The organism is Pseudomonas sp. 31-12 (genome assembly GCF_003151075.1).
Taxonomy (GTDB): domain Bacteria; phylum Pseudomonadota; class Gammaproteobacteria; order Pseudomonadales; family Pseudomonadaceae; genus Aquipseudomonas.
The window spans coordinates 5,919,046-5,937,604 of record NZ_CP029482.1 but is presented as its reverse complement, the minus strand read 5'-3'; the positions used below and the strand labels follow the sequence as shown (position 1 = coordinate 5,937,604).

The following is an 18,559-nucleotide window of genomic DNA, read 5'->3' as shown; positions in this document are numbered from 1 at the left end:
GCAACGCACAAAACGGATAGCGATCTGCGCAAAGCGGATATTGCCCCGTGCCTGGCACCTTTACCCTCGGCTGTACGGACGTTCGCCGCGTTACCGACGCTCTTAAAAAAACAACAACAAGAGATCAATGCCATGCGCAAGATTGACGTACATGAGGTTATCGACAACGCACGATTCAACCGCTTTCACTGGATGGTGCTGTTCTGGTGTGCCCTGATCATCATTTTCGACGGTTACGATCTGGTGATCTACGGCGTGGTGTTGCCGATGCTGATGAAAGAGTGGGGGCTCAGTCCCCTGCAAGCGGGCGCACTGGGCAGTTACGCACTGTTCGGCATGATGTTCGGTGCGCTGTTTTTCGGTCCGCTGTCGGACAAGATCGGCCGCAAGAAAGCCATCACGATCTGCGTGATGCTGTTCAGCGGGTTTACCGTGCTCAACGGTTTTGCCCGCAATCCCACCGAATTTGGCCTCTGCCGATTCATTGCCGGGCTCGGCATCGGCGGGGTGATGCCCAACGTCGTGGCGTTGATGAACGAATACGCGCCGAAGAAAATCCGCAGCACGCTGGTGGCGATCATGTTCAGCGGCTACTCGGTGGGCGGCATGCTCTCGGCGGGGCTCGGCATCGTGCTGATCCCGAGTTTTGGCTGGCAATCGGTGTTTTACGTGGCAGTGCTGCCGTTGCTGTTGTTGCCGCTGATCATGTACTTCCTGCCCGAGTCGGTGGGTTTCATGCTGCGTCAGGGGCGCAATGCAGAGGCTCGCAACATCCTGCAGCGGATTGACCCGGCTTACGTCGCGCAAACCGGCGATCTGTTGCACATGAGCGAAGTGAAGGGCACCGGCACGCCGGTGTTGCAACTGTTTCGCGAAGGTCGCGCGCTGCGCACGCTGATGTTGTGGCTGGCGTTTTTCTGCTGCCTGCTGATGGTCTACGCCTTGAGTTCATGGCTGCCGAAACTGATGGCCAATGCCGGTTACAGCCTGGGCTCGAGTCTGTCATTCCTGTTGGTGCTCAACTTCGGCGCCATTTTCGGCGCGGTCGGCGGCGGTGTGTTGGGGGACAAACTCAACCTGCCGCGGGTGTTGGCGGTGTTCTTCGCCGTGGCGGCCGTGTCGATCACCTTGCTGGGATTCAACAGCCCGATGCCGCTGTTGTACCTGCTGATCGCCATTGCCGGCGCCACCACCATTGGCTCGCAGATCCTGTTGTACGCCTGCGCCGCGCAGTTCTACTCCATGACCATTCGCTCTACCGGTTTGGGTTGGGCGTCGGGCATCGGGCGCAACGGTGCCATCGTCGGCCCGCTGCTGGGCGGTGCATTACTCGGGATCAGCCTGCCGCTGCAACTGAACTTCATGGCCTTTGCCTTGCCCGGGGCGGTGGCCGCGATTGCCATGACCGTGTTTGCCATCAGCAGTCGGCACAGCGCTAAACAAGCGCTGTCGGGCTTGCGCCACGGTTCGATCGACGGGTCTGTTGGCGACGTTTCATGAGAGCGTTAGTCCGGGATTTTTCCCTGTCTGCGGCAGTCGCCGGATTTATCGCCACGGTGATTTCCTACGCCGGGCCGCTGGTGATCATCTTTCAGGCTGCCGAGACGGCGCATCTCTCGCGAGAGGTGTTGTCGTCCTGGGTCTGGGCGATTTCCATCGGCAGTGCCGTGCTCGGTATCGGATTGAGCCTGCGTTACCGCGTCCCGGTGATCATCGCGTGGTCGGCGCCGGGTTCGGCGTTGCTGGTGGCGCTGTTACCGGGGATCTCCATGCCGGAGGCGGTGGGTGCTTATCTGGTCAGCAGCCTGATTATCTTTCTGATTGGGGTATCGGGGGCCTTTGACCGGATCATCAGCAAACTGCCCGCGGCCATTGCGGCAGCGATGCTGGCGGGGATTCTGTTCAGCTTCGGCACCGGTTTGTTCGTGTCGCTGCAGGGCAAGCCGTTGCTGGTGCTGGCGATGTTCGCCACGTACCTGATCTGCAAGCGGGTGATGCCGCGTTATGCGGTGTTGATGGTGCTGCTGGTGGGTTGTTCCATTGCCTTTCTCGTCGGTGATTTGCACCGCGAAGCGCTGGTGATCGGTTTGGCCACGCCGGTGTGGATCACGCCCGCGTTCAGCCTGAGCGCGACCCTGAATATCGCTTTGCCGCTGGTGATGGTGGCGCTGACCGGACAGTTTGTCCCCGGCATGGCGGTGCTGCGCGCCAGCGGTTACTCAACGCCGGCCAGCCCGATCATCGCCAGCAGTGCATTGGGTACAGCACTGCTGGCTCCGTTCGGTTGTCACGGGCTGAATCTGGCGGCGATCACCGCGGCGATTTGTACCGGGCGCGAGGCCCATGAAGATCCCGGCAAACGCTATGTGGCCGGGGTTGTCGGCGGGCTGTGTTACCTGGTGCTGGGGATCTTCGGCGCCACCCTGGTTTCTCTGTTTTCGGCCTTTCCCAAGGAACTGATCGCAGCCCTGGCCGGGCTGGCGCTGTTCGCCGCGATTGCCGGGGCATTGGCCGGCGCAATGGCCGTGCCGAGTGATCGCGAAGCTGCTTTGGTGACTTTTCTGACCACCGCGTCGGGCATGTCGTTGCTGGGGTTGTCCGCCGCTTTTTGGGGGCTGATTTTCGGCATGGTCACGCACTTGTTGTTAAACGCCCGTCGTCCCGTTCCTCGCCGCGAATGCGCTACGGCTGAAGCACTTCAACCTGTCGATCAATAAAAATAAGAGAAATAACGATGAAACAGATTTTTCCAACAACCGGTTCGGTGTTGTCCATGGCGGTCGTCTCGGGTTTCTCCTCCGGTGCGATGGCGGCCGAGGGTGGCTTCATCGAAGACACTACGGCCACCTTGCAAGCGCGCAATTACTACTTCAGCCGGGACTTCTCCGACATCGTCGGGGCCAACCAGCAATCGAAGGCCGAAGAGTGGGCGCAGGGCTTCATCCTCAACGTCAAATCCGGTTATACCCAAGGCCCCGTCGGTTTTGGTGTGGATGTCATTGGCCTGCTCGGCCTCAAGCTCGACAGCAGCCCGGACCGGGTCAATACCGGTTTGCTGCCGGTAAAGGATGACGGGCGCGCGGCGAATGATTACAGCCGTCTGGAAGGCGCATTGAAGGTGCGCTTCTCCAAAACCGAACTGAAAGTGGGTGAGCTGCAACCGAACCTGCCGGTGCTGGCCTTCAGCGATATCCGTTTGCTGCCGCCCAGCTATCAGGGCGCAAGCATCAGCTCGAACGAAATCAATGGCCTGACGGTGCAAGGGGGACACTTGAACTCGACCAGCCTGCGTAACGAGGCTGGCGACGAAAAGATGCAAGCCATGCTCGGTCATGTGCCGCAGCGTCAGGTCAGCAGCGACGGCTTCAATTTTGCCGGCGCCGATTACGCCTTCAACGATAAACGCAGCTCGGTCAGCGCCTGGTTCGGGCAACTGGAAGATATCTACAACCAGCGTTTTCTCGGCTTCAAGCACAGCGAACCGTTGGGTAAATGGACCCTGGGCGCCAACCTAGGCTATTACGACTCGCGCGAAGACGGCAAAAAACTGCTGGGTAACATCGACAACCAGGCGTTCTTCTCCTTGCTGTCAGCCAAGCGCGGTGGGCACACGTTTTATCTCGGCTATCAGGGCATGTTCGGCGACAGCGCGTTCCCGAGGGTGTTTGCCAACATCTCACCGCTGGGCAACGAGGTGCCAACCTATGAATTCGCCTACACCGACGAGCGATCCTGGCAAGCGCGCTACGACTACGATTTTGCCGCGCTTGGCGTGCCTGGGCTGACCAGCACCGTGCGCTACATCAGCGGGGGCAATGTCGATACCGGGCAAGGGTTCGAGGGCAAGGACCGCGAGCGCGATCTCGATCTCGGCTATGTGTTGCAGAGCGGCAGCCTCAAAGGCCTCGGGATTCGCGTGCGCAACGTGATGGCGCGTTCCAACTACCGCAGCGATATCGACGAGAACCGTTTGATCCTCAGCTATACGTGGACGTTGCTATGAGGCGCTAGTTACAGGTTGCTCGTGCAGTTGCCCATGACTTGATAGGTCACTTGATGCGTCTGTCCCTGGTGATCGATGTAGACCATGGTGGCTGGCACGACGTCGCAGGCCGTTGCGGTGTCTGTTACTGACACCACTTCGGCGATGTCCAGCGACTGTGATGGGGGGGCGGCCGGCTCGTTGCTGGCAGCCATGGCGGAGGTTGCGATCAGGGTCAGAAACAGGCTGGTCAGGGTTTTCATTTTTGTGGGCTCGGGGTTGATTCTGATGTTTGAAGTTTAGTCTTTGGCAGTGAGTGATAAAGGGGGCTGGGTTTGATTCAGCGTTGCAGGGAACGTAACAATCGCTGTTTTTGGTTGAGGTCATATCCGTTTCTGCGGTAACGGCAGCTATTGGTTCCGCCCTTACGGCGGGTCATTTTGGAAAAGCTCCAAAGTAACCAAAGGGCTCTTGCCCCTGACGTTCGGTGCCTCGCCCAGGCTCGGCATGCCCTCGCTCCGGTCCTGCTCCGTGGGCCCGCCGCCATCGGCCATCCATGGCCGGGGGCAGCTAACCCGGCATCCTTGCCGGGTTGCCCGCTGCGCAGAACCTCCACTCGGCCTCTCGAAGGGGCCGTGTCAGTCGACATCATGGCGGATGCCAGTCCGCTTTCGCGAGCAGGCTCGCTTGTATGTTTAGACTTGAAGGGGGGGCGGGACTACAGACTCGATTTTGCTTTTGATCTTGATCTGCCCCGTCGGAAGGCCGGAACCAATAGCAGCCGTTACCGCAGGAACGGATACGCCCCCAATCATGGAGCCCCCTCCCGAAATCGAAGCGCACTCAAAGCCCGGTGTAGACTGAGGGCCTGTTCTCTTTTGGCAAGACAAAGGAGTGTGCCCAGACATGATCGGCGCCGAGTTACTGTCACCTGAAACCCTCGCAGCAGGGTGGTTGATCTATATACCGGTGCTGGTCTGGGCCGTTGCGCGAGCGCCGTGGGTCGAGCTGTTCAGCGACAGACGCCGCCAGCATCTGCTGTTCGGCACGGTGTTCGCGCTGTTCATGCTGTGGCTGGTGCGTCGCGATTTCGATACCGGCGTGTCCTACCACTTCATCGGCATGACCGCGGTGACGCTGTTGCTCGACTGGCCACTGGCGATTGTCGGCGGGTTGGTCGCGCAAGCGGGGTTAGTGCTGCTCGGGCGCCAGGATCTGCTGGCGATGGGGGTCAATGGTGCGCTGTTTATTCTGCTGCCGGTGCTGGTCACCGAATGCTGCGCGATCCTGGTGGAGCGAGCGCAGCCGCGTAATCCCTTCGTGTATATCTTTGTTTCCGGGTTCTCGGCTGCAGCGCTTTCGGCGTTGTTGTGCCTGGTGCTGGCGCTGACGTTGCTGTGGTATGACGAGCGTTTCGCCATGCCTTATTGGCTCGAGGATTTTGTCGGTTACCTGTGGCTGATCATTTTTCCGGAGGCGTTCATCAACGGCATGGTGGTCAGCGCACTGGTGGTGTTCTGCCCCGAGTGGCTGGAGACCTTCAACCGCACACGTTACCTTTCGGCGCCCTGGAAAGACGACGATCCCAAGTCTTGATCCACATCAAATCCAACCATCGCTGACGCTTCCATGCTCCGCAAAACCTTCAGGAGCATCGAAATGAGTGTCTACGAATGGGCAAGGCAGGAGTTGCGTCAAAGTCTGGATGGGGCGCAGGAAGTGGGTTTTGATCCGGGGTTGAGCCTGCGTGCCTTGCTCAGTGCGGTGGTGCAACAGAGCAAGGCGGTGCGCAGCGCCGAAGACCTGGCCGATGAGTTGCGTTTTCTCGCGGAAAACCTCGATGACAGCCAGGACTACGGTTTTATGCGGCCTTGAAGATCAGTGACGCGGCTCGAAGTCTTCGCTGAACATCTCGTCTTCGGCATCCGGGCTGACCGGAATCTTGTGTTCTTCCGACGCCCAGGCGCCCAGGTCGATCAGTTTGCAACGGTCCGAACAGAACGGCCGGAACGTGCTCTCGGCGCTCCATTCAACGGGGGCGCCACAGGTTGGGCAATTGACGATTGGGGTCTGGCTCATGACTGGCCTCCACGCAAAGTAAGGTAAAAGTGATGCAGGCGTTCGACCTCGCTGTGCAGCCAGGCGAGGTCGCGGTCGTTGACCACCACATCGTCGGCGTGGCTCACGCGGTCCTGGCGGCTGGATTGCGCCTTGAGGATCGCCTGGACCTGTTGCTCGCTGGTCTGGTCACGCTGCAAGGTGCGTTCAATCTGTAGCTGTTCCGGGGCATCGATCACCAGGACCCGTTGGGTCATGGCGTACTGCCCGGACTCGATCAGCAACGGCGAAACCAGAATCGCGTAAGGCGATTGTGCCTTGGCCAGGTGATCGGCGATTTCTTTGGCGATCAGCGGATGCAGCAACGCTTCGAGCCAGCGGCGTTCCTCCGGCACTTCAAAGATCAGCTTGCGCAACGCAGCGCGATCCAGTTGCCCGTCGGCTTGCAACACGCCGGGGCCAAAGTGTTCAGCGATTTGCGCCAATGCCGGGCGACCCGGTTCCACCACCCAGCGCGCCGCATGATCGGCGTCCACAACGTGTACACCGAGGTCGATAAAGTGCTGGGCAGCCGCGCTTTTGCCGCTGCCGATGCCGCCGGTCAGGCCGAGAATCCAGGGTTTTTCCACAGGGGTATTCATTTCAAACCGACAAACTGCCAATAGAAGCCGGTTATTTGACCACCCCAGAGCAAGGCAATCCAGCCGGCAATCGCCAGAAAGGGTCCGAAGGGGATCGGTGTCGAAGTTTTTGCGTTGCGCAGGCGCAGCAAAATCACGCCGATGATGGCCCCCACAAGGGATGAAAGGAGAAGGGTCAGGGGCAATATCTGCCAGCCGCCCCAAGCGCCGATCATGGCCAGCAGCTTGAAATCGCCGTGACCGATGCCGTCCTTGCCGGTGAGCAGCTTGAACAGCCAGAACACCGTCCACAACGTCATATAACCGGCCACCGCGCCCCACAACGCCTCATGCAATGACACGAACAACCCGAAGCTGTTGACGATCAACCCCAGCCACAGCAGCGGCAACACCAGTACATCCGGCAGCAGTTGGTGCTCGGCGTCGATCAGGCTCATGGCCAGCAAGCCCCAGGTCAGCACCAGCACCATGCAGGCCTGCCAGCCGAAGCCGAAATGCCAGGCAATAAACGCCGAGAGCAGACCACAGGCCAGTTCAGTCAGCGGATAACGCTTGCTGATCGCCGTGGCGCAGTTCGAGCATCGCCCCCGTAGAAACAGATAGCTGAGCAGCGGAATGTTTTCCCAGGCGCGGATTTGATGGTCGCAATGCGGGCAGTGGGAATGAGGCAGCATCAGGTTATAGGCCGGGCCCGGCGCCTCGGGCGGCACGCCCAACACGTCATGGGCTTGCAGCCGCCATTCGCGGTGGAGCATTTTCGGCAGGCGCCAAACCACCACGTTGAGGAAGCTGCCAACCAGCAGGCCGACCGCCAGGGCGATGCCTACGAACACCAGCGGATAGAGGATCAGGATGTCGTTCAAGGGCATGTCAGATCGCTGAGCCGAGTTGGAAAATGGGCAGGTACATCGCAACCACCAGGCCACCGACAATAACACCCAGCACCACCATGATGAACGGCTCCATCAGGCTGGTGAGGTTATCGACCATATTGTCCACTTCATCCTCGTAGAAGCTCGCGACCTTATCGAGCATGTCGTCCAGTGCACCGGATTCTTCGCCAATGGCGGTCAACTGGATCGCCATGCTGGGAAAGATGCCCGAGGTGCGCATGGAAAAATTCAGCTGCATGCCGGTCGACACGTCCTGCTTGATGCGCAGCACGGCACGTTTGAATACGATGTTGCCGGTCGCGCCAGCCACTGACTCCAGGGCTTCGACCAACGGCACGCCAGCGGCGAACGTGGTCGACAGGGTGCGGGCGTAACGGGCCACGGCAGACTTGTACATCAAGGTGCCGATAAGCGGCAGCTTCAGTAGCCAGGTGTCCATCCGGTCCCGAAAGCCCTGGGAGGTTTTAAAGGCGTGGCGCACACCGAAGATGGCGGCGACCAACACGCCCAGCATCATCCACCACCACGCCTGCATGAACTCCGACAGGCCTATGACCATTACGGTGAAGGCCGGCAACTCCGCGCCAAAGCCCTTGAACACCGACTCGAACTGCGGCACCACCTTGACCAGCAGAATCCCGGTGACAATGATCGCCACGAAGACCACGGCCAGCGGGTAGGTCATGGCTTTCTTGATCTTCGCTTTCAGGCTTTCGCTCTTTTCCTTGTAGGTCGCTACCCGTTCCAGCAGGGTGTCCAGCGCGCCGGCCTGTTCACCGGCATCGACGAGGTTGCAGTACAGCTCATCGAAATACTGCGGCTTTTTGCGTAGGGACGCGGCGAAGCTGTTACCCGCCGCGACTTCCTGTTTCACCTCGTCCACCAGTTTGCGCATGGCCGGGTTGTCGAAGCCTTCGCCGATGATGTCGAACGACTGCAGCAGTGGCACGCCGGCTTTCATCATGGTCGCCATCTGCCGGGTAAACAGGGCAATTTCCTGAGCCTTGATACGTTTGCCGAAGCTGAAAATCGAGGCGGATTTCTTGCGCACCCTGCCGGGGTTGATTCCCTGCTTGCGCAGCTGAGCCTTGATCAACGCTGGGTTGAGTCCGCTCAACTCGCCGGTCATTTTGGAGCCTTTGCGGTCCGTACCTTCCCAGGCGTAGACACTGATTTTTGCTGCTTTGACCGCCATGTTCAGTCCTTGGTGACCCGGTTGATTTCTTCAAGGCTGGTGATGCCTTGCATGGCCTTGCTCAATCCCGAAGTGCGCAAGTCGTTGAAACCGTCCTTGCGCATCTGGATGTCGATTTCCAGTGAATTGCCTTCGGCCATGATCAGCCGTTGCAGGTCCGGTGTGTTCTTCACCACTTCATAAATCCCCACTCGCCCTTTGTAACCGCGGTTGCACTGATCGCAGCCGACCGGCTCATAGATCGTGAACAAGCCGATGCGTTCCTCGGGGAAGCCTTCCTTGAGCAACGCCTCGCGGGGAATCTCGATGGGTTTCTTGCAATGGCTGCACAGTTTGCGCGCCAGCCGCTGGGCGATGATCAGGGTCACCGAGGTGGCAATGTTGAAGCCCTTAATGCCCATGTTGTGCAAGCGGGTCAGGGTTTCCGCGGCGCTGTTGGTGTGCAGGGTGGAAAGCACCATGTGCCCGGTCTGGGCGGCCTTGATGGCGATCTCGGCGGTTTCGAGGTCGCGGATTTCACCGACCATGATCACGTCCGGGTCCTGACGCAGAAACGAGCGCAGCGCCTGGGCGAAATCCAGCCCTTGCTTGGGATTGACGTTGACCTGGTTGATGCCTTCCATGTTGATCTCCACCGGGTCTTCGGCGGTAGAGATGTTGATGTCCACGGTGTTGAGGATGTTCAGCCCGGTGTAGAGCGACACGGTCTTGCCCGAACCGGTCGGCCCGGTGACCAGGATCATGCCCTGTGGCTGCTTCAGCGCAGCCATGTACAAGGCTTTCTGCTCAGGCTCGTAGCCGAGGGCGTCGATGCCCATTTGCGCGCTGGACGGGTCGAGGATCCGGATCACCACTTTCTCGCCCCACAGGGTCGGCAGGGTGTTGACCCGGAAGTCGATGGATTTGGTCTTGGACAGGCGCATCTTGATCCGTCCGTCCTGGGGTTTGCGCCGCTCGGAGATGTCGAGGCTGGCCATGACTTTCAGCCGCGCCGCAATGCGGTTGGCCAGTTGGCTCGGCGGCTTGGCGACTTCGCGCAGCATGCCGTCGGTGCGCATCCGCACCCGGTAGGTTTTTTCGTAGGGCTCGAAATGCAGGTCGGACGAACCGCTCTTGATCGCATCGAGCAACATCTTGTGGACGAAGCGCACCACCGGCGCGTCATCGGCATCCTGGCCTGCGATGGAGTCCTTTTTATTGTCATCGACCGACTCGATGTCCAGCCCGTCAAGGTCAACATCGGCCATGTCTTCCAGGCCGGTGGATTGGCTGTCGAAGAATTTATCGATGGCATCGCCGAGTTTATCGTCCTCCACCAGAATGGCTTCGGTGTTCAGTCCTGTGCTGAACTGGATGTCATTGATGGCTTGATGATTGGTCGGATCGGAAACCCCCACGAACAGCTTGTTGCCGCGTCGCCAGAGGGGCAGGGCGTGGTGCTGACGGACCAGTTTCTCGCTGACCAGCCCTCGGGGTTGGGTTTCTTTATCCAGGCAATTGAGGTCGAGCAGCGGCATGCCGAAATGCTCCGAGGCAATCTCGGCGACCTGTCGGCTCTTCACCAGTCTGTTCTGCACCAGATAACTGACCAGGGAGATTTTGTTGCGTTGAGCTTGCTGATACGCCTGTTGCGCGCTTTGGTCAGTGAGCAGTTCGGCCAGAACCAATTGCTTGGCCAGACCGCTAAGGGCGATGTCATTCATTGGGATACCGGACGCAGACAGTTCATGACTTATAGCCTAGTCAAGGAGCTGAGCCAAACCAGCGGCCGTCAGGTGACAAATAGTGTCAGATAGTGCGGATCCTGGGGGTAGGAAAGCTCCATACCTTGGTTTTGTGCCCCGAAAACAGGGAGTGCAGCGCTTGGCACGGGCTGTGCTGAAGCTCATTCAGATCATGAGATTTCGACTCATGCATGGAGCCTGTCTATGAATACTCAAAAAGGTTTTACCCTGATCGAACTGCTGATCGTGGTGGCGATCATCGGGATTCTGGCGACGTTTGCGTTGCCGGCTTACTCGAAGTATCAAGCGCGTGCCAAGGTGACGGCCGGCCTGGCAGAGATCACGGCGTTGAAAGTCCCGTTTGAGGACCTTATGAACTCCGGCACCAATCCGGATCTGACGAAGGTTGGCGGAACCGCCACGACCTCCAATTGCACGACCACGGCAGCGGGTGTCGCGACTGATGGTACCGGCACCATCGGTTGCACGATTCTCAACGCTCCAGGTCCGGTCTTGAGCAAAACCATTACCCTGACGCGCTCTCTGACTGGCTGGACTTGCGCTACCACAGTCGCTCAGGAGTACGCGCCTAAAGGCTGCACAGGCGTCTGATACTCGCGGTTAACAAATGCCCCGCCTTTCACGAGGTGGGGCATTTTTTTTTCTGTCGAAGGGAAAAACTCGTAATAGAAAGAAATTCTCGACAATTCATGGCCTTAGGCCCGCCTCAAAACCCGCAACTTGCATGTAGAGAATCTCGAAGTCATGCAATTTGCATGATTCCGAAAATCGGGCTATTTCATAAGAGACTGTTTTATAAGGATTTATTGGCTGTCTCAAAGTTGGCACAGCGTTCGCAATATACCCAGTAACCCTGCTGACAAGACACACAGCAGACTTTCTAGAAAAACAGGAGTTACTCGTATGAAGAAGTTCGCTATCGCTGCCGCTGCTGCTACCGCGCTGACCCTGACCATGGCCAACGCTGCATTCGCTCAAACCCAAGCGACCCAGGCGCCAATGGTCCTGGCCGCCGGTGAAGTGACCCAAGCCAAAGAAGCTACCTCCGACACCTGGATCACCACCAAAGTCAAAGCAGACCTGGTAACCGAAAAAGGCATTCCTGGTACCGACATCAAAGTCGAAACCAACAAAGGTGTTGTGTCTCTGTCGTCCACCGTTGCGGTGACTGACGCTCAGAAAGCCACCGCCGTGGCTATCGCCAAGAAAATCAAAGGCGTCCAGGCGGTCTCCGCTGACGGCCTGAAAGCCGAGTAAGGCAAGACTTCTCGCCTGGACTGGGAGAAGGCGCGGCAGGCGGGCCGAGTAATACGCCAGCCGCATCTGGAGAGTTCATGCGACGGCCACAAGGATGTGGTCATTACAGGCCTCCGACATTCGTGTCGGGGGCCTGTTCTATTGTGGGCGCCGCAAAAACCACTGTGGGAGCGGGCTTGCTGGCGAAATCGGTGTGTCAGCCAACATCAATGCTGAATGACGCACCGCTTTCGCGAGCAAGCCCGCTCCCACATTTGTATGTGCCCACTTTGGATGGTGGGTTCAGTTCCCGCGTTTGCTGGTGATCTGTCTCAGCCGATTGCCTTCAAACCGCAGGTACTGATACATCCCGCCATTGGGCCCGTAGGTCCATTCCTCAACCTGAAACTCTTCCCGTCGGTTGGCGCTGCGCTTGTAGCCCAGCAGATCGCGGCTGACCGGTTCACCGCATTTCTGCAGCACTTCGCTGGACCGGTCGCCGACGCTGACCAATTGACTGCCGCAGCGCAAGGTATCGGCCGCCGAGGCCTGGCTGGCCGCCAGTGCCAGGAGGGTCAGGCTCATCAGCACTCGTCTGATCATCACTCGGCATCCAGGTGCATTGGCGTCACCACCCGACCGTCACTTTCTGCCTCACCCAGTTGGGCGTCGATGAAGTAGACGCGGTCATCGGCCATCTGCGTCTTGTCCACCAGGTAATCCTTGATGCTGCTGGCGCGTTCCTGACCGAGCTGGCGCAACAGTACGTCGCTGGAGCTCCAGAACTTGATCACGTCTGCGCGCATTTTTGCGGTGCGTTCTTCCTTGCCCAGGTCCTTCCATTCGGCGGGTGGCTGGGTCTTCAGGCGTGTGCGGTAGATCCCTTCCAGCAGCGGACCTTTCTCGCCGTCCGGCACTTGCAACAGTGAAGCCTGGGCCGGAACCTTGTCGCCGCGCCGCTGGAGCATTTTGTAGTAGTTGTACTGGTATTCGCGTTCAAGCCGTTGCTCGGCAATCAGCGGGCCGTCGCTGCTGGCGGCGGCCGTGCCTTCGATTTCCAGGCGCAGGGCAGGACGTTCCTTGAGGGCTTGGGACAGTTTGACCAACGAAGCCTCGGCGTCCTTGCTCAGATCGCTTGAACCCGGTGCAAACGAAACGGTGCCCAGATCTTGCGAACCACCGCCACTGACCAGCCCGCCAATCATTTTGAACGGGGCGGCAGCGGCTTTGACGATCAGGTTGCGCAGGGTCTGCCAGACGATCGGCATGACGCTGAATTGCGGGTTGTTCAAGTCGCCGGTCACCGGCAGCTCGATGGAAATCTTGCCATCGACGTCCTTGAGCAAGGCGATCGCCAGTTTCAGCGGCAGGCTGACAGCGTCCGGACTGTCGACTTTTTCACCCAGTTGCAGTTGCTCGACCACTACTTTGTTCTCGGCCTTGAGCTGGCCCTTGACGATGATGTAATGCAGGTCGAGATTGAGTCGGCCCTTGCGGATGCGGTAACCGGCGAACTTGCCGGAGTAGGGCGTCAGCGTGGTCAGTTCCACGCGTTTGAAACTGGTGGAGATGTCGAGGCTGGCCATCGGGTCGAATGGGTTGACCGACCCCTTGATGGTCACGGGCGCATAGCGATCGACCTTGCCTTTGATATCGACGGTGGCCGGTTTCGCCTGACGGCTGTCGATAGTGCCGATCTGCCCGTTGAGCTGTTGCACGGCCGTGGCGAAGTTCGGGGTCAGGCTGAAGTCGGCGAAGTTCGCCGAACCGTCATTGATCGCAATGCCGCCAATGTGGATGCCCAGCGGTTTTTCCTTGCTGGCGGGTTTGGCAGCGGCGGTCTTGGCAACGCCGGTGTCGGCCGGTTGCGGGATCAGCAGGTCATCGATGTTGGTGGTGCGGTCATCGTTGATCATGAAGCGCGCATACGGCTGGAACAGGTTGACCTTGTCGATCGTCAGGCTGTCGCCGTGCTGATAATTCAGGCCTTCGAGCACCAGTTGCTGCCACTTGAGGAAGTCGCGGGTCTTGAGGGTGTCGAGAGTATGCAATTGATCGACCTGCGCTTTGCCGGTGACGCTGAACGCCAATGGCTCGGTGCTTTTCAGGTCGACCGCCAGATCACTGCCGAGCATGCCACTGCGCAGTTCCAGGCGAATGAACGGGTTGATGTAGGACTGGGCGATACGCAGGTCGATGTCCTTGGTCTGCACGTTCAATTTGGCGCTGACCGGTGCAAGGTTGACCACTCCGTCGGCCATGAGCTTGCCCTGTTTACCCACGCCGGTGTCGAGCTTGAGGTTAAAAGGCGAGCCGTTGAGGCTGTCGAAATTCTGCAGGTCCAGGTTCAGGGGGCCGACATCCAGCGCCACGACGGGTTGTGCCTTGCGATCGGCCAGATGCACCTGGTAATTACGCAGTTGCACGTCTTTGAGCAGCACTTGCCACGGTTTGCTGGGTGGCGCGGGTTCAGGTTTCGGTGAATCAGCGGCGGCTGGAGTGCTGGTCGGTTCGGCGTTGGCTTTGACCGTCGCCTTGGAAGGCTGACTGGCGAACAGTTTCTGCCAGTCGAGTTGGCCATCCGCTTCCAGGGCGGCCCAGGTTTCCAGTTTATTGCTACGGATCTTGCCGACCACCACTTGCTGTTTGGCCAGATCCACGGTGGTTTCGCTGATGTCCAGACGCTCGAGTTTCGCCAGCGGTCGACCGTCCGGAGCCTTGATGGCGAAGGGCGCGACGCTGACGGCGACGTTACTCAGCAGCAGTTCGGTTTCCTTGGACAAGTTGAGCTTGTAGTCGGTACTCAGGTTGACGACGCCGTCTTCCAGCACCAGCGGCAATGCGTCACGCACATAGGGCCAAAAGGCTTTCATCTTGCCGTCGGTGATCTTCAACTTACCTTCGGAGGCAATCGGGATCAGGCTGAAGTTACCGGTCCAGTCGAGCTGTCCACCGGCCGGGCCGACGGCCACCAGGGTCATGTCGGCACTGTCTTCGGGCAGGGTGCTGAGGTTCTTCAGCTCGAAGTCGAGTTTGTCGTAGAGAAACTCGATGGGTTCGCTGGGGCGCAAATCCTGAAAGTGCACATTGCCGCCAGCCAGTTTGATCCGCTCGATGCGCAACGGAAACGGCTTGGCGTCCGGGTCGGCGGGAGTTGGCTCACTGGCGGGGATCTTGAACAGGCCCAACAGATTGAGTTTGCCGTCCTTGCCGAAGAGGATTTCGGTCTTGGGTTTGTCCAGTTCGATATCGGACAGGTGCAGCGCTTTGGTCCACAGGCTGTCGATCTGCAAGTTGGCATACAGGCGTTCAAAGCCGACCTGTTCTTTGCCCGGCTCGCCGATGACCAAGCCCCAAAGGGTCACTTCCAGGCTGAAAGGGTTGAGTTCGATGCGGGAAATCGTGGCGGGCATCGTGGCGTAATTGGCCAATTGCTGATTGGCGACCCGCAACGCGATGCCCGGTAAAATCAGAAACCCCAGCAGGCTATAAAGGGCCAGAGCAGTCAACAATGCGCCAATAGCGCGAATCAATCCTTTGGGCATGTGCGGCTTCATCTGTCTGAATCGGAGTGCGTTGGAGTATGGCACGCGAATCCGGTTCCGAAGTGATCCTGCTTTATAGGATTAATCTGATTTTGCGGTGAAATTTCAGAGTTGCAGAATCAGTGTTTTCAGCGGCGGCTGTTGATCCATCGACGGGAAATCCGCGCCAGGTTTCATCACTGTCCACTCGCGGACGGGCCGGCCGGCCTTCTCGGCGCAACGCAAAACCTGTTCGCGCCAATCGTCCATGCTGACCTTTGCCAGGTTGTTGCAGCAGATCAGCACGCCGTTGTCGGCGGTGGTCAGCAGCGCGGGTTTGAGCAGGCTCTGGTAGTCGCGCAGCAGATCGACCGTGCCAAACGCGCTCTTGGCCCAGGCCGGTGGATCGAGCAGCACCAGGTCGTACTGACGTTGCTCAAGACGTTGGTAACTCGGCAGTTTCTGCCCGCGCCGTTGACTGATCGGCAGGCCCGCCAGCTGGCGAATGGCCGGGAAGTAATCGGACTGGATGAATTCCATGGCTGGCAACTGCGGATTGAGCAGACCGTTCTCACGGCCGACCGCCAGATTGCCCTCGGCAAAATCCAGGTTGCACACCTCGCTTGCCCCACCGGCGGCAGCACTCAGGCCGACGCCGCAGGTGTAGGCAAACAGGTTGAGTACGCTTTTGTGTTTGCTGTGTTCCTTGACCCAGCCGCGCGTGTTGCGCAGGTCCAGGAACAGCAGCGGATCCTGGCCGGCATGGCGCCCGCAAACCCGGTAGTTCAGACCCCATTCGTGGCCGATCAAGTCTTGCAGGGCGGCCTCGTCGGCGCGGTAGACGGTGTCTTCGCGGTCGATGCGCGAGTTGCCCCGGGAGCGGTCGTTGTAGACCAGCAGCGTTTCGAGGCCCAGGTGTTGATTGATGATCTCGTGCAGTTGCAGCAGCGCCTCACGCTCCAGTGCCTGGTGGAAGCTTTGCACCAGCAGTTGCGGGCCGTAGCGGTCGATGGTCAGGCCGCCGGCGCCTTCCTGGCTGCCGTGGAACAGGCGATAGCAATCGGTGCCTTGCTGATGCAGCTCGGCGAGCAGGTCCTGGCGATGATCGAGGGCGGCGCGCAGCGCCTGATTCAAGGAAGACATGCTGGGCGCCTTGCAGGAGGGAATTTGGCGCGGGAGTTTAACAGCATTGCACCTGATCCCGAGCCACTGATCGTTCCCCATGGTCAGTGGCTTTCTATGGCCAATAGGGTTTTGTGGACCAAGGGCTTTTGTGGCGAGGGGGCTTGTCGGAACGCCGCATCGCCCCCTCGCCACAGTTAGTGCATAGCAACAGAAGTTACTGGTTCAGGCGTTTATCGACCAACTCTTGCACCACGCTCGGGTCGGCCAGGGTCGAGGTGTCCCCCAAGCTGTCCAGTTCGTTGCAGGCTATTTTGCGCAGGATGCGCCGCATGATCTTGCCCGACCGGGTTTTCGGCAAAGCCGGTGCCCACTGGATCAAGTCCGGTTTGGCGAAGCTGCCGATTTCCTTGCTGACGTGGGCCAGCAGTTCTTTCTTCAGTTCGTCATTGGCCTCGGTGCCGTTCATGGGCGTGACGAAGGCATAGATGCCCTGGCCCTTGAGGTCGTGGGGATAACCGACCACGGCGGCCTCGGCGATGCTGTCGTGCAGCACCAGCGCGCTTTCTACCTCGGCAGTGCCGATGCGGTGCCCGGAGACGTTGATCACGTCGTCGATGCGGCCGGTGATCCAGTAATCGCCATCCTCATCACGCCGCGCGCCGTCGCCGGTGAAGTAGTAGCCGGGGTAGGGCTTGAAGTAGGTGTCGACCATGCGTTGCGGGTCGCCATAGACGCTGCGGATCTGCGCCGGCCAGCTGGATTTGATCGCCAGTACGCCGCTGCCGGCGCCTTTGATTTCCTTGCCCGTTTCATCCAGCAGCACCGGTTGCACGCCGAACATCGGTTGGGTGGCGCAGCCGGGCTTGATCCGTTGCGCGCTGACCAGCGGGCTGAGCATGATGCCGCCGGTTTCGGTCTGCCACCAGGTGTCGACGATCGGACAACGCTGGTCGCCGACGACGTTGAAGTACCAGTCCCACGCCTCCGGGTTGATCGGCTCACCGACGCTGCCGAGTAATCTGAGGCTCTGGCGCGAAGTATCCTTCAACGGTTCCGGGCCTTCGCGCATCAGCGAGCGCAGCGCGGTCGGGGCGGTGTAGAAAATGTTGACGTGGTGTTTGTCGATCACCTGCCAGAAACGCGAACTGCTCGGGTAGCTCGGCACGCCTTCGAAGATCAGCGTGGACGCGCCGTTGGCCAGCGGGCCATAGACGATATAGCTGTGGCCGGTGACCCAGCCGACGTCAGCGGTGCACCAGAAGACTTCACCATCGCGGTAGTCGAGCACGTACTTGAAGGTCATTGCCGCTTGCAGCAGATAGCCGCCGGTGGTATGCAGCACGCCTTTGGGTTTGCCGGTGCTGCCGGAGGTGTAAAGGATGAACAGCGGGTCTTCGGCGTCCATGGGTTCCGGCGGGCAATCGTCGCTGACGTCGCGCAGCGCTTGGTGATACCAGAGGTCGCGACCTTCGACCCAATCCACTTCGCCATGGGTGCGCTCGACGACGATGACGGTGCTGACGTTCGGGCAACTTTGCAGCGCCTGGTCGACTTTCTGTTTGAGCGGCACGAATTTTCCGCCGCGCACGCCTTCGTCGGCGGTGATCACCGTGCGGCAGTCGGCGTCGAGAATCCGGTCGCGTACCGAGTCTGGCGAAAAGCCACCGAACACCACCGAATGCACCGCGCCAATCCGCGTGCAGGCAAGCATGGCGTAGGCCGCTTCAGGAATCATCGGCATGTAGATGCACACGCGGTCGCCCTTTTTCACGCCACGGCTTTTGAGCACGTTGGCCAGGCGACAGACGTTGTGATGGAGTTTTTTGTAGGTGATCTGGGCGGATTCGGCGGGGTCGTCGCCTTCCCAGAGGATGGCGATCTGATCGCCGCGTTTTTCCAGGTGACGGTCGATGCAGTTGTAGCTGACGTTCAGTTTGCCACCGGCAAACCAGCTGGCCTCGCCGGTTTTCAGGTTATAGCGCTGGACGGTTTCCCATGGCGTGCTCCAGTCGAGAAAGCGGCCCGCCTGCTCGGCCCAGAAGGTGCTGGGGTGTTCGATGGATTGGCGGTAGAGGCGGTGGTAGTCATCTTGACTCAGGTTTGCAGCCCGGCGGACGGCATCGGCTTTGGGGAATGTGCTGATATCGAACATGACGGTTC

General features: G+C 59.5%; 17 protein-coding genes. 7 read left to right on the top strand and 10 right to left on the bottom strand.

The annotated features are described in order from the left end of the window. The first annotated feature begins 132 nt into the window (after window positions 1–132). From DJ564_RS28005 to DJ564_RS27995, 3 genes are read left to right on the top strand one after another with little or no spacing between them, the layout of a single operon-like run. The gene (locus DJ564_RS28005; RefSeq protein ID WP_109634927.1) at window positions 133–1,500 is read left to right on the top strand and encodes an aromatic acid/H+ symport family MFS transporter; all 1,368 of its coding nucleotides are present in this window, start codon (window positions 133–135) and stop codon (window positions 1,498–1,500) included. Then, complete coding sequence (locus tag DJ564_RS28000) at window positions 1,497–2,717, top strand: benzoate/H(+) symporter BenE family transporter (RefSeq protein ID WP_109634926.1); 1,221 nt, start codon at window positions 1,497–1,499, stop codon at window positions 2,715–2,717. Before DJ564_RS28005 ends, DJ564_RS28000 begins: the two co-directional genes overlap by 4 nt. Before the next feature lie 17 nt (window positions 2,718–2,734). Next, complete coding sequence (locus DJ564_RS27995) at window positions 2,735–4,003, top strand: OprD family porin (RefSeq protein WP_109634924.1); 1,269 nt, start codon at window positions 2,735–2,737, stop codon at window positions 4,001–4,003. Between the two features lie 8 nt (window positions 4,004–4,011). Here the strand turns inward: DJ564_RS27995 and DJ564_RS27990 are convergent, their stop codons facing one another. Further along, window positions 4,012–4,245, bottom strand: a complete 234-nt coding sequence (locus DJ564_RS27990) for a DUF2790 domain-containing protein (protein WP_109634923.1) — start codon at window positions 4,243–4,245, stop codon at window positions 4,012–4,014. 643 nt (window positions 4,246–4,888) lie between these two features. On the opposite strand from DJ564_RS27990, the gene DJ564_RS27985 reads away from it, so the two are divergent. Together DJ564_RS27985 and DJ564_RS27980 are read left to right on the top strand one after the other, a co-directional pair. After that, window positions 4,889–5,578 (top strand): energy-coupling factor ABC transporter permease, encoded by a 690-nt coding sequence (locus DJ564_RS27985; RefSeq protein ID WP_109634921.1) that lies wholly within the window; start codon window positions 4,889–4,891, stop codon window positions 5,576–5,578. Between the two features lie 63 nt (window positions 5,579–5,641). Continuing rightward, on the top strand, window positions 5,642–5,857 hold the full coding sequence (locus DJ564_RS27980; protein ID WP_033054332.1) for a hypothetical protein: 216 nt from the start codon (window positions 5,642–5,644) through the stop codon (window positions 5,855–5,857). Between the two features lie 3 nt (window positions 5,858–5,860). Here the strand turns inward: DJ564_RS27980 and yacG are convergent, their stop codons facing one another. From yacG to pilB, 5 genes are read right to left on the bottom strand one after another with little or no spacing between them, the layout of a single operon-like run. Next, complete coding sequence (gene yacG / locus DJ564_RS27975) at window positions 5,861–6,061, bottom strand: DNA gyrase inhibitor YacG (protein WP_109634920.1); 201 nt, start codon at window positions 6,059–6,061, stop codon at window positions 5,861–5,863. After that, a complete protein-coding gene (gene coaE, locus DJ564_RS27970; protein ID WP_109634918.1) occupies window positions 6,058–6,681 on the bottom strand; it encodes a dephospho-CoA kinase in 624 nt (207 codons plus the stop codon). The genes yacG and coaE overlap by 4 nt, the downstream gene beginning before the upstream one ends. Then, window positions 6,678–7,550: an A24 family peptidase gene (locus tag DJ564_RS27965; RefSeq protein ID WP_109634917.1), complete on the bottom strand. Its 873-nt coding sequence runs from the start codon at window positions 7,548–7,550 to the stop codon at window positions 6,678–6,680. Before DJ564_RS27965 ends, coaE begins: the two co-directional genes overlap by 4 nt. 1 nt (window position 7,551) lies before the next feature. Further along, window positions 7,552–8,769 carry a type II secretion system F family protein gene (locus tag DJ564_RS27960; RefSeq protein WP_109634915.1) on the bottom strand — a complete coding sequence of 406 codons (1,218 nt, stop codon included), beginning with the start codon at window positions 8,767–8,769 and terminating at the stop codon, window positions 7,552–7,554. Window positions 8,770–8,771: 2 nt separating this feature from the next. Beyond that, the gene (gene pilB / locus DJ564_RS27955; protein ID WP_109634913.1) at window positions 8,772–10,472 is read right to left on the bottom strand and encodes a type IV-A pilus assembly ATPase PilB; all 1,701 of its coding nucleotides are present in this window, start codon (window positions 10,470–10,472) and stop codon (window positions 8,772–8,774) included. A 225-nt stretch (window positions 10,473–10,697) separates the two neighbouring features. Between pilB and DJ564_RS27950 the strand changes: the two genes are divergently transcribed. After that, on the top strand, window positions 10,698–11,105 hold the full coding sequence (locus DJ564_RS27950) for a pilin (RefSeq protein ID WP_010467585.1): 408 nt from the start codon (window positions 10,698–10,700) through the stop codon (window positions 11,103–11,105). A 312-nt stretch (window positions 11,106–11,417) separates the two neighbouring features. Further along, a complete protein-coding gene (locus DJ564_RS27945) occupies window positions 11,418–11,771 on the top strand; it encodes a BON domain-containing protein (protein WP_109634911.1) in 354 nt (117 codons plus the stop codon). Window positions 11,772–12,053: 282 nt separating this feature from the next. Here the strand turns inward: DJ564_RS27945 and DJ564_RS27935 are convergent, their stop codons facing one another. The 4 genes from DJ564_RS27935 to acs form a co-directional block, all read right to left on the bottom strand. After that, the gene (locus DJ564_RS27935) at window positions 12,054–12,353 is read right to left on the bottom strand and encodes a DUF2845 domain-containing protein (protein ID WP_109634910.1); all 300 of its coding nucleotides are present in this window, start codon (window positions 12,351–12,353) and stop codon (window positions 12,054–12,056) included. Further along, window positions 12,353–15,295: a DUF748 domain-containing protein gene (locus DJ564_RS27930; RefSeq protein WP_109634908.1), complete on the bottom strand. Its 2,943-nt coding sequence runs from the start codon at window positions 15,293–15,295 to the stop codon at window positions 12,353–12,355. Before DJ564_RS27930 ends, DJ564_RS27935 begins: the two co-directional genes overlap by 1 nt. A 105-nt stretch (window positions 15,296–15,400) precedes the next feature. Next, window positions 15,401–16,417 carry a class I SAM-dependent rRNA methyltransferase gene (locus DJ564_RS27925; protein WP_109634906.1) on the bottom strand — a complete coding sequence of 339 codons (1,017 nt, stop codon included), beginning with the start codon at window positions 16,415–16,417 and terminating at the stop codon, window positions 15,401–15,403. A gap of 196 nt (window positions 16,418–16,613) precedes the next feature. Further along, on the bottom strand, window positions 16,614–18,551 hold the full coding sequence (acs, locus tag DJ564_RS27920) for an acetate--CoA ligase (RefSeq protein WP_109634904.1): 1,938 nt from the start codon (window positions 18,549–18,551) through the stop codon (window positions 16,614–16,616). Window positions 18,552–18,559: the final 8 nt, after the last annotated feature.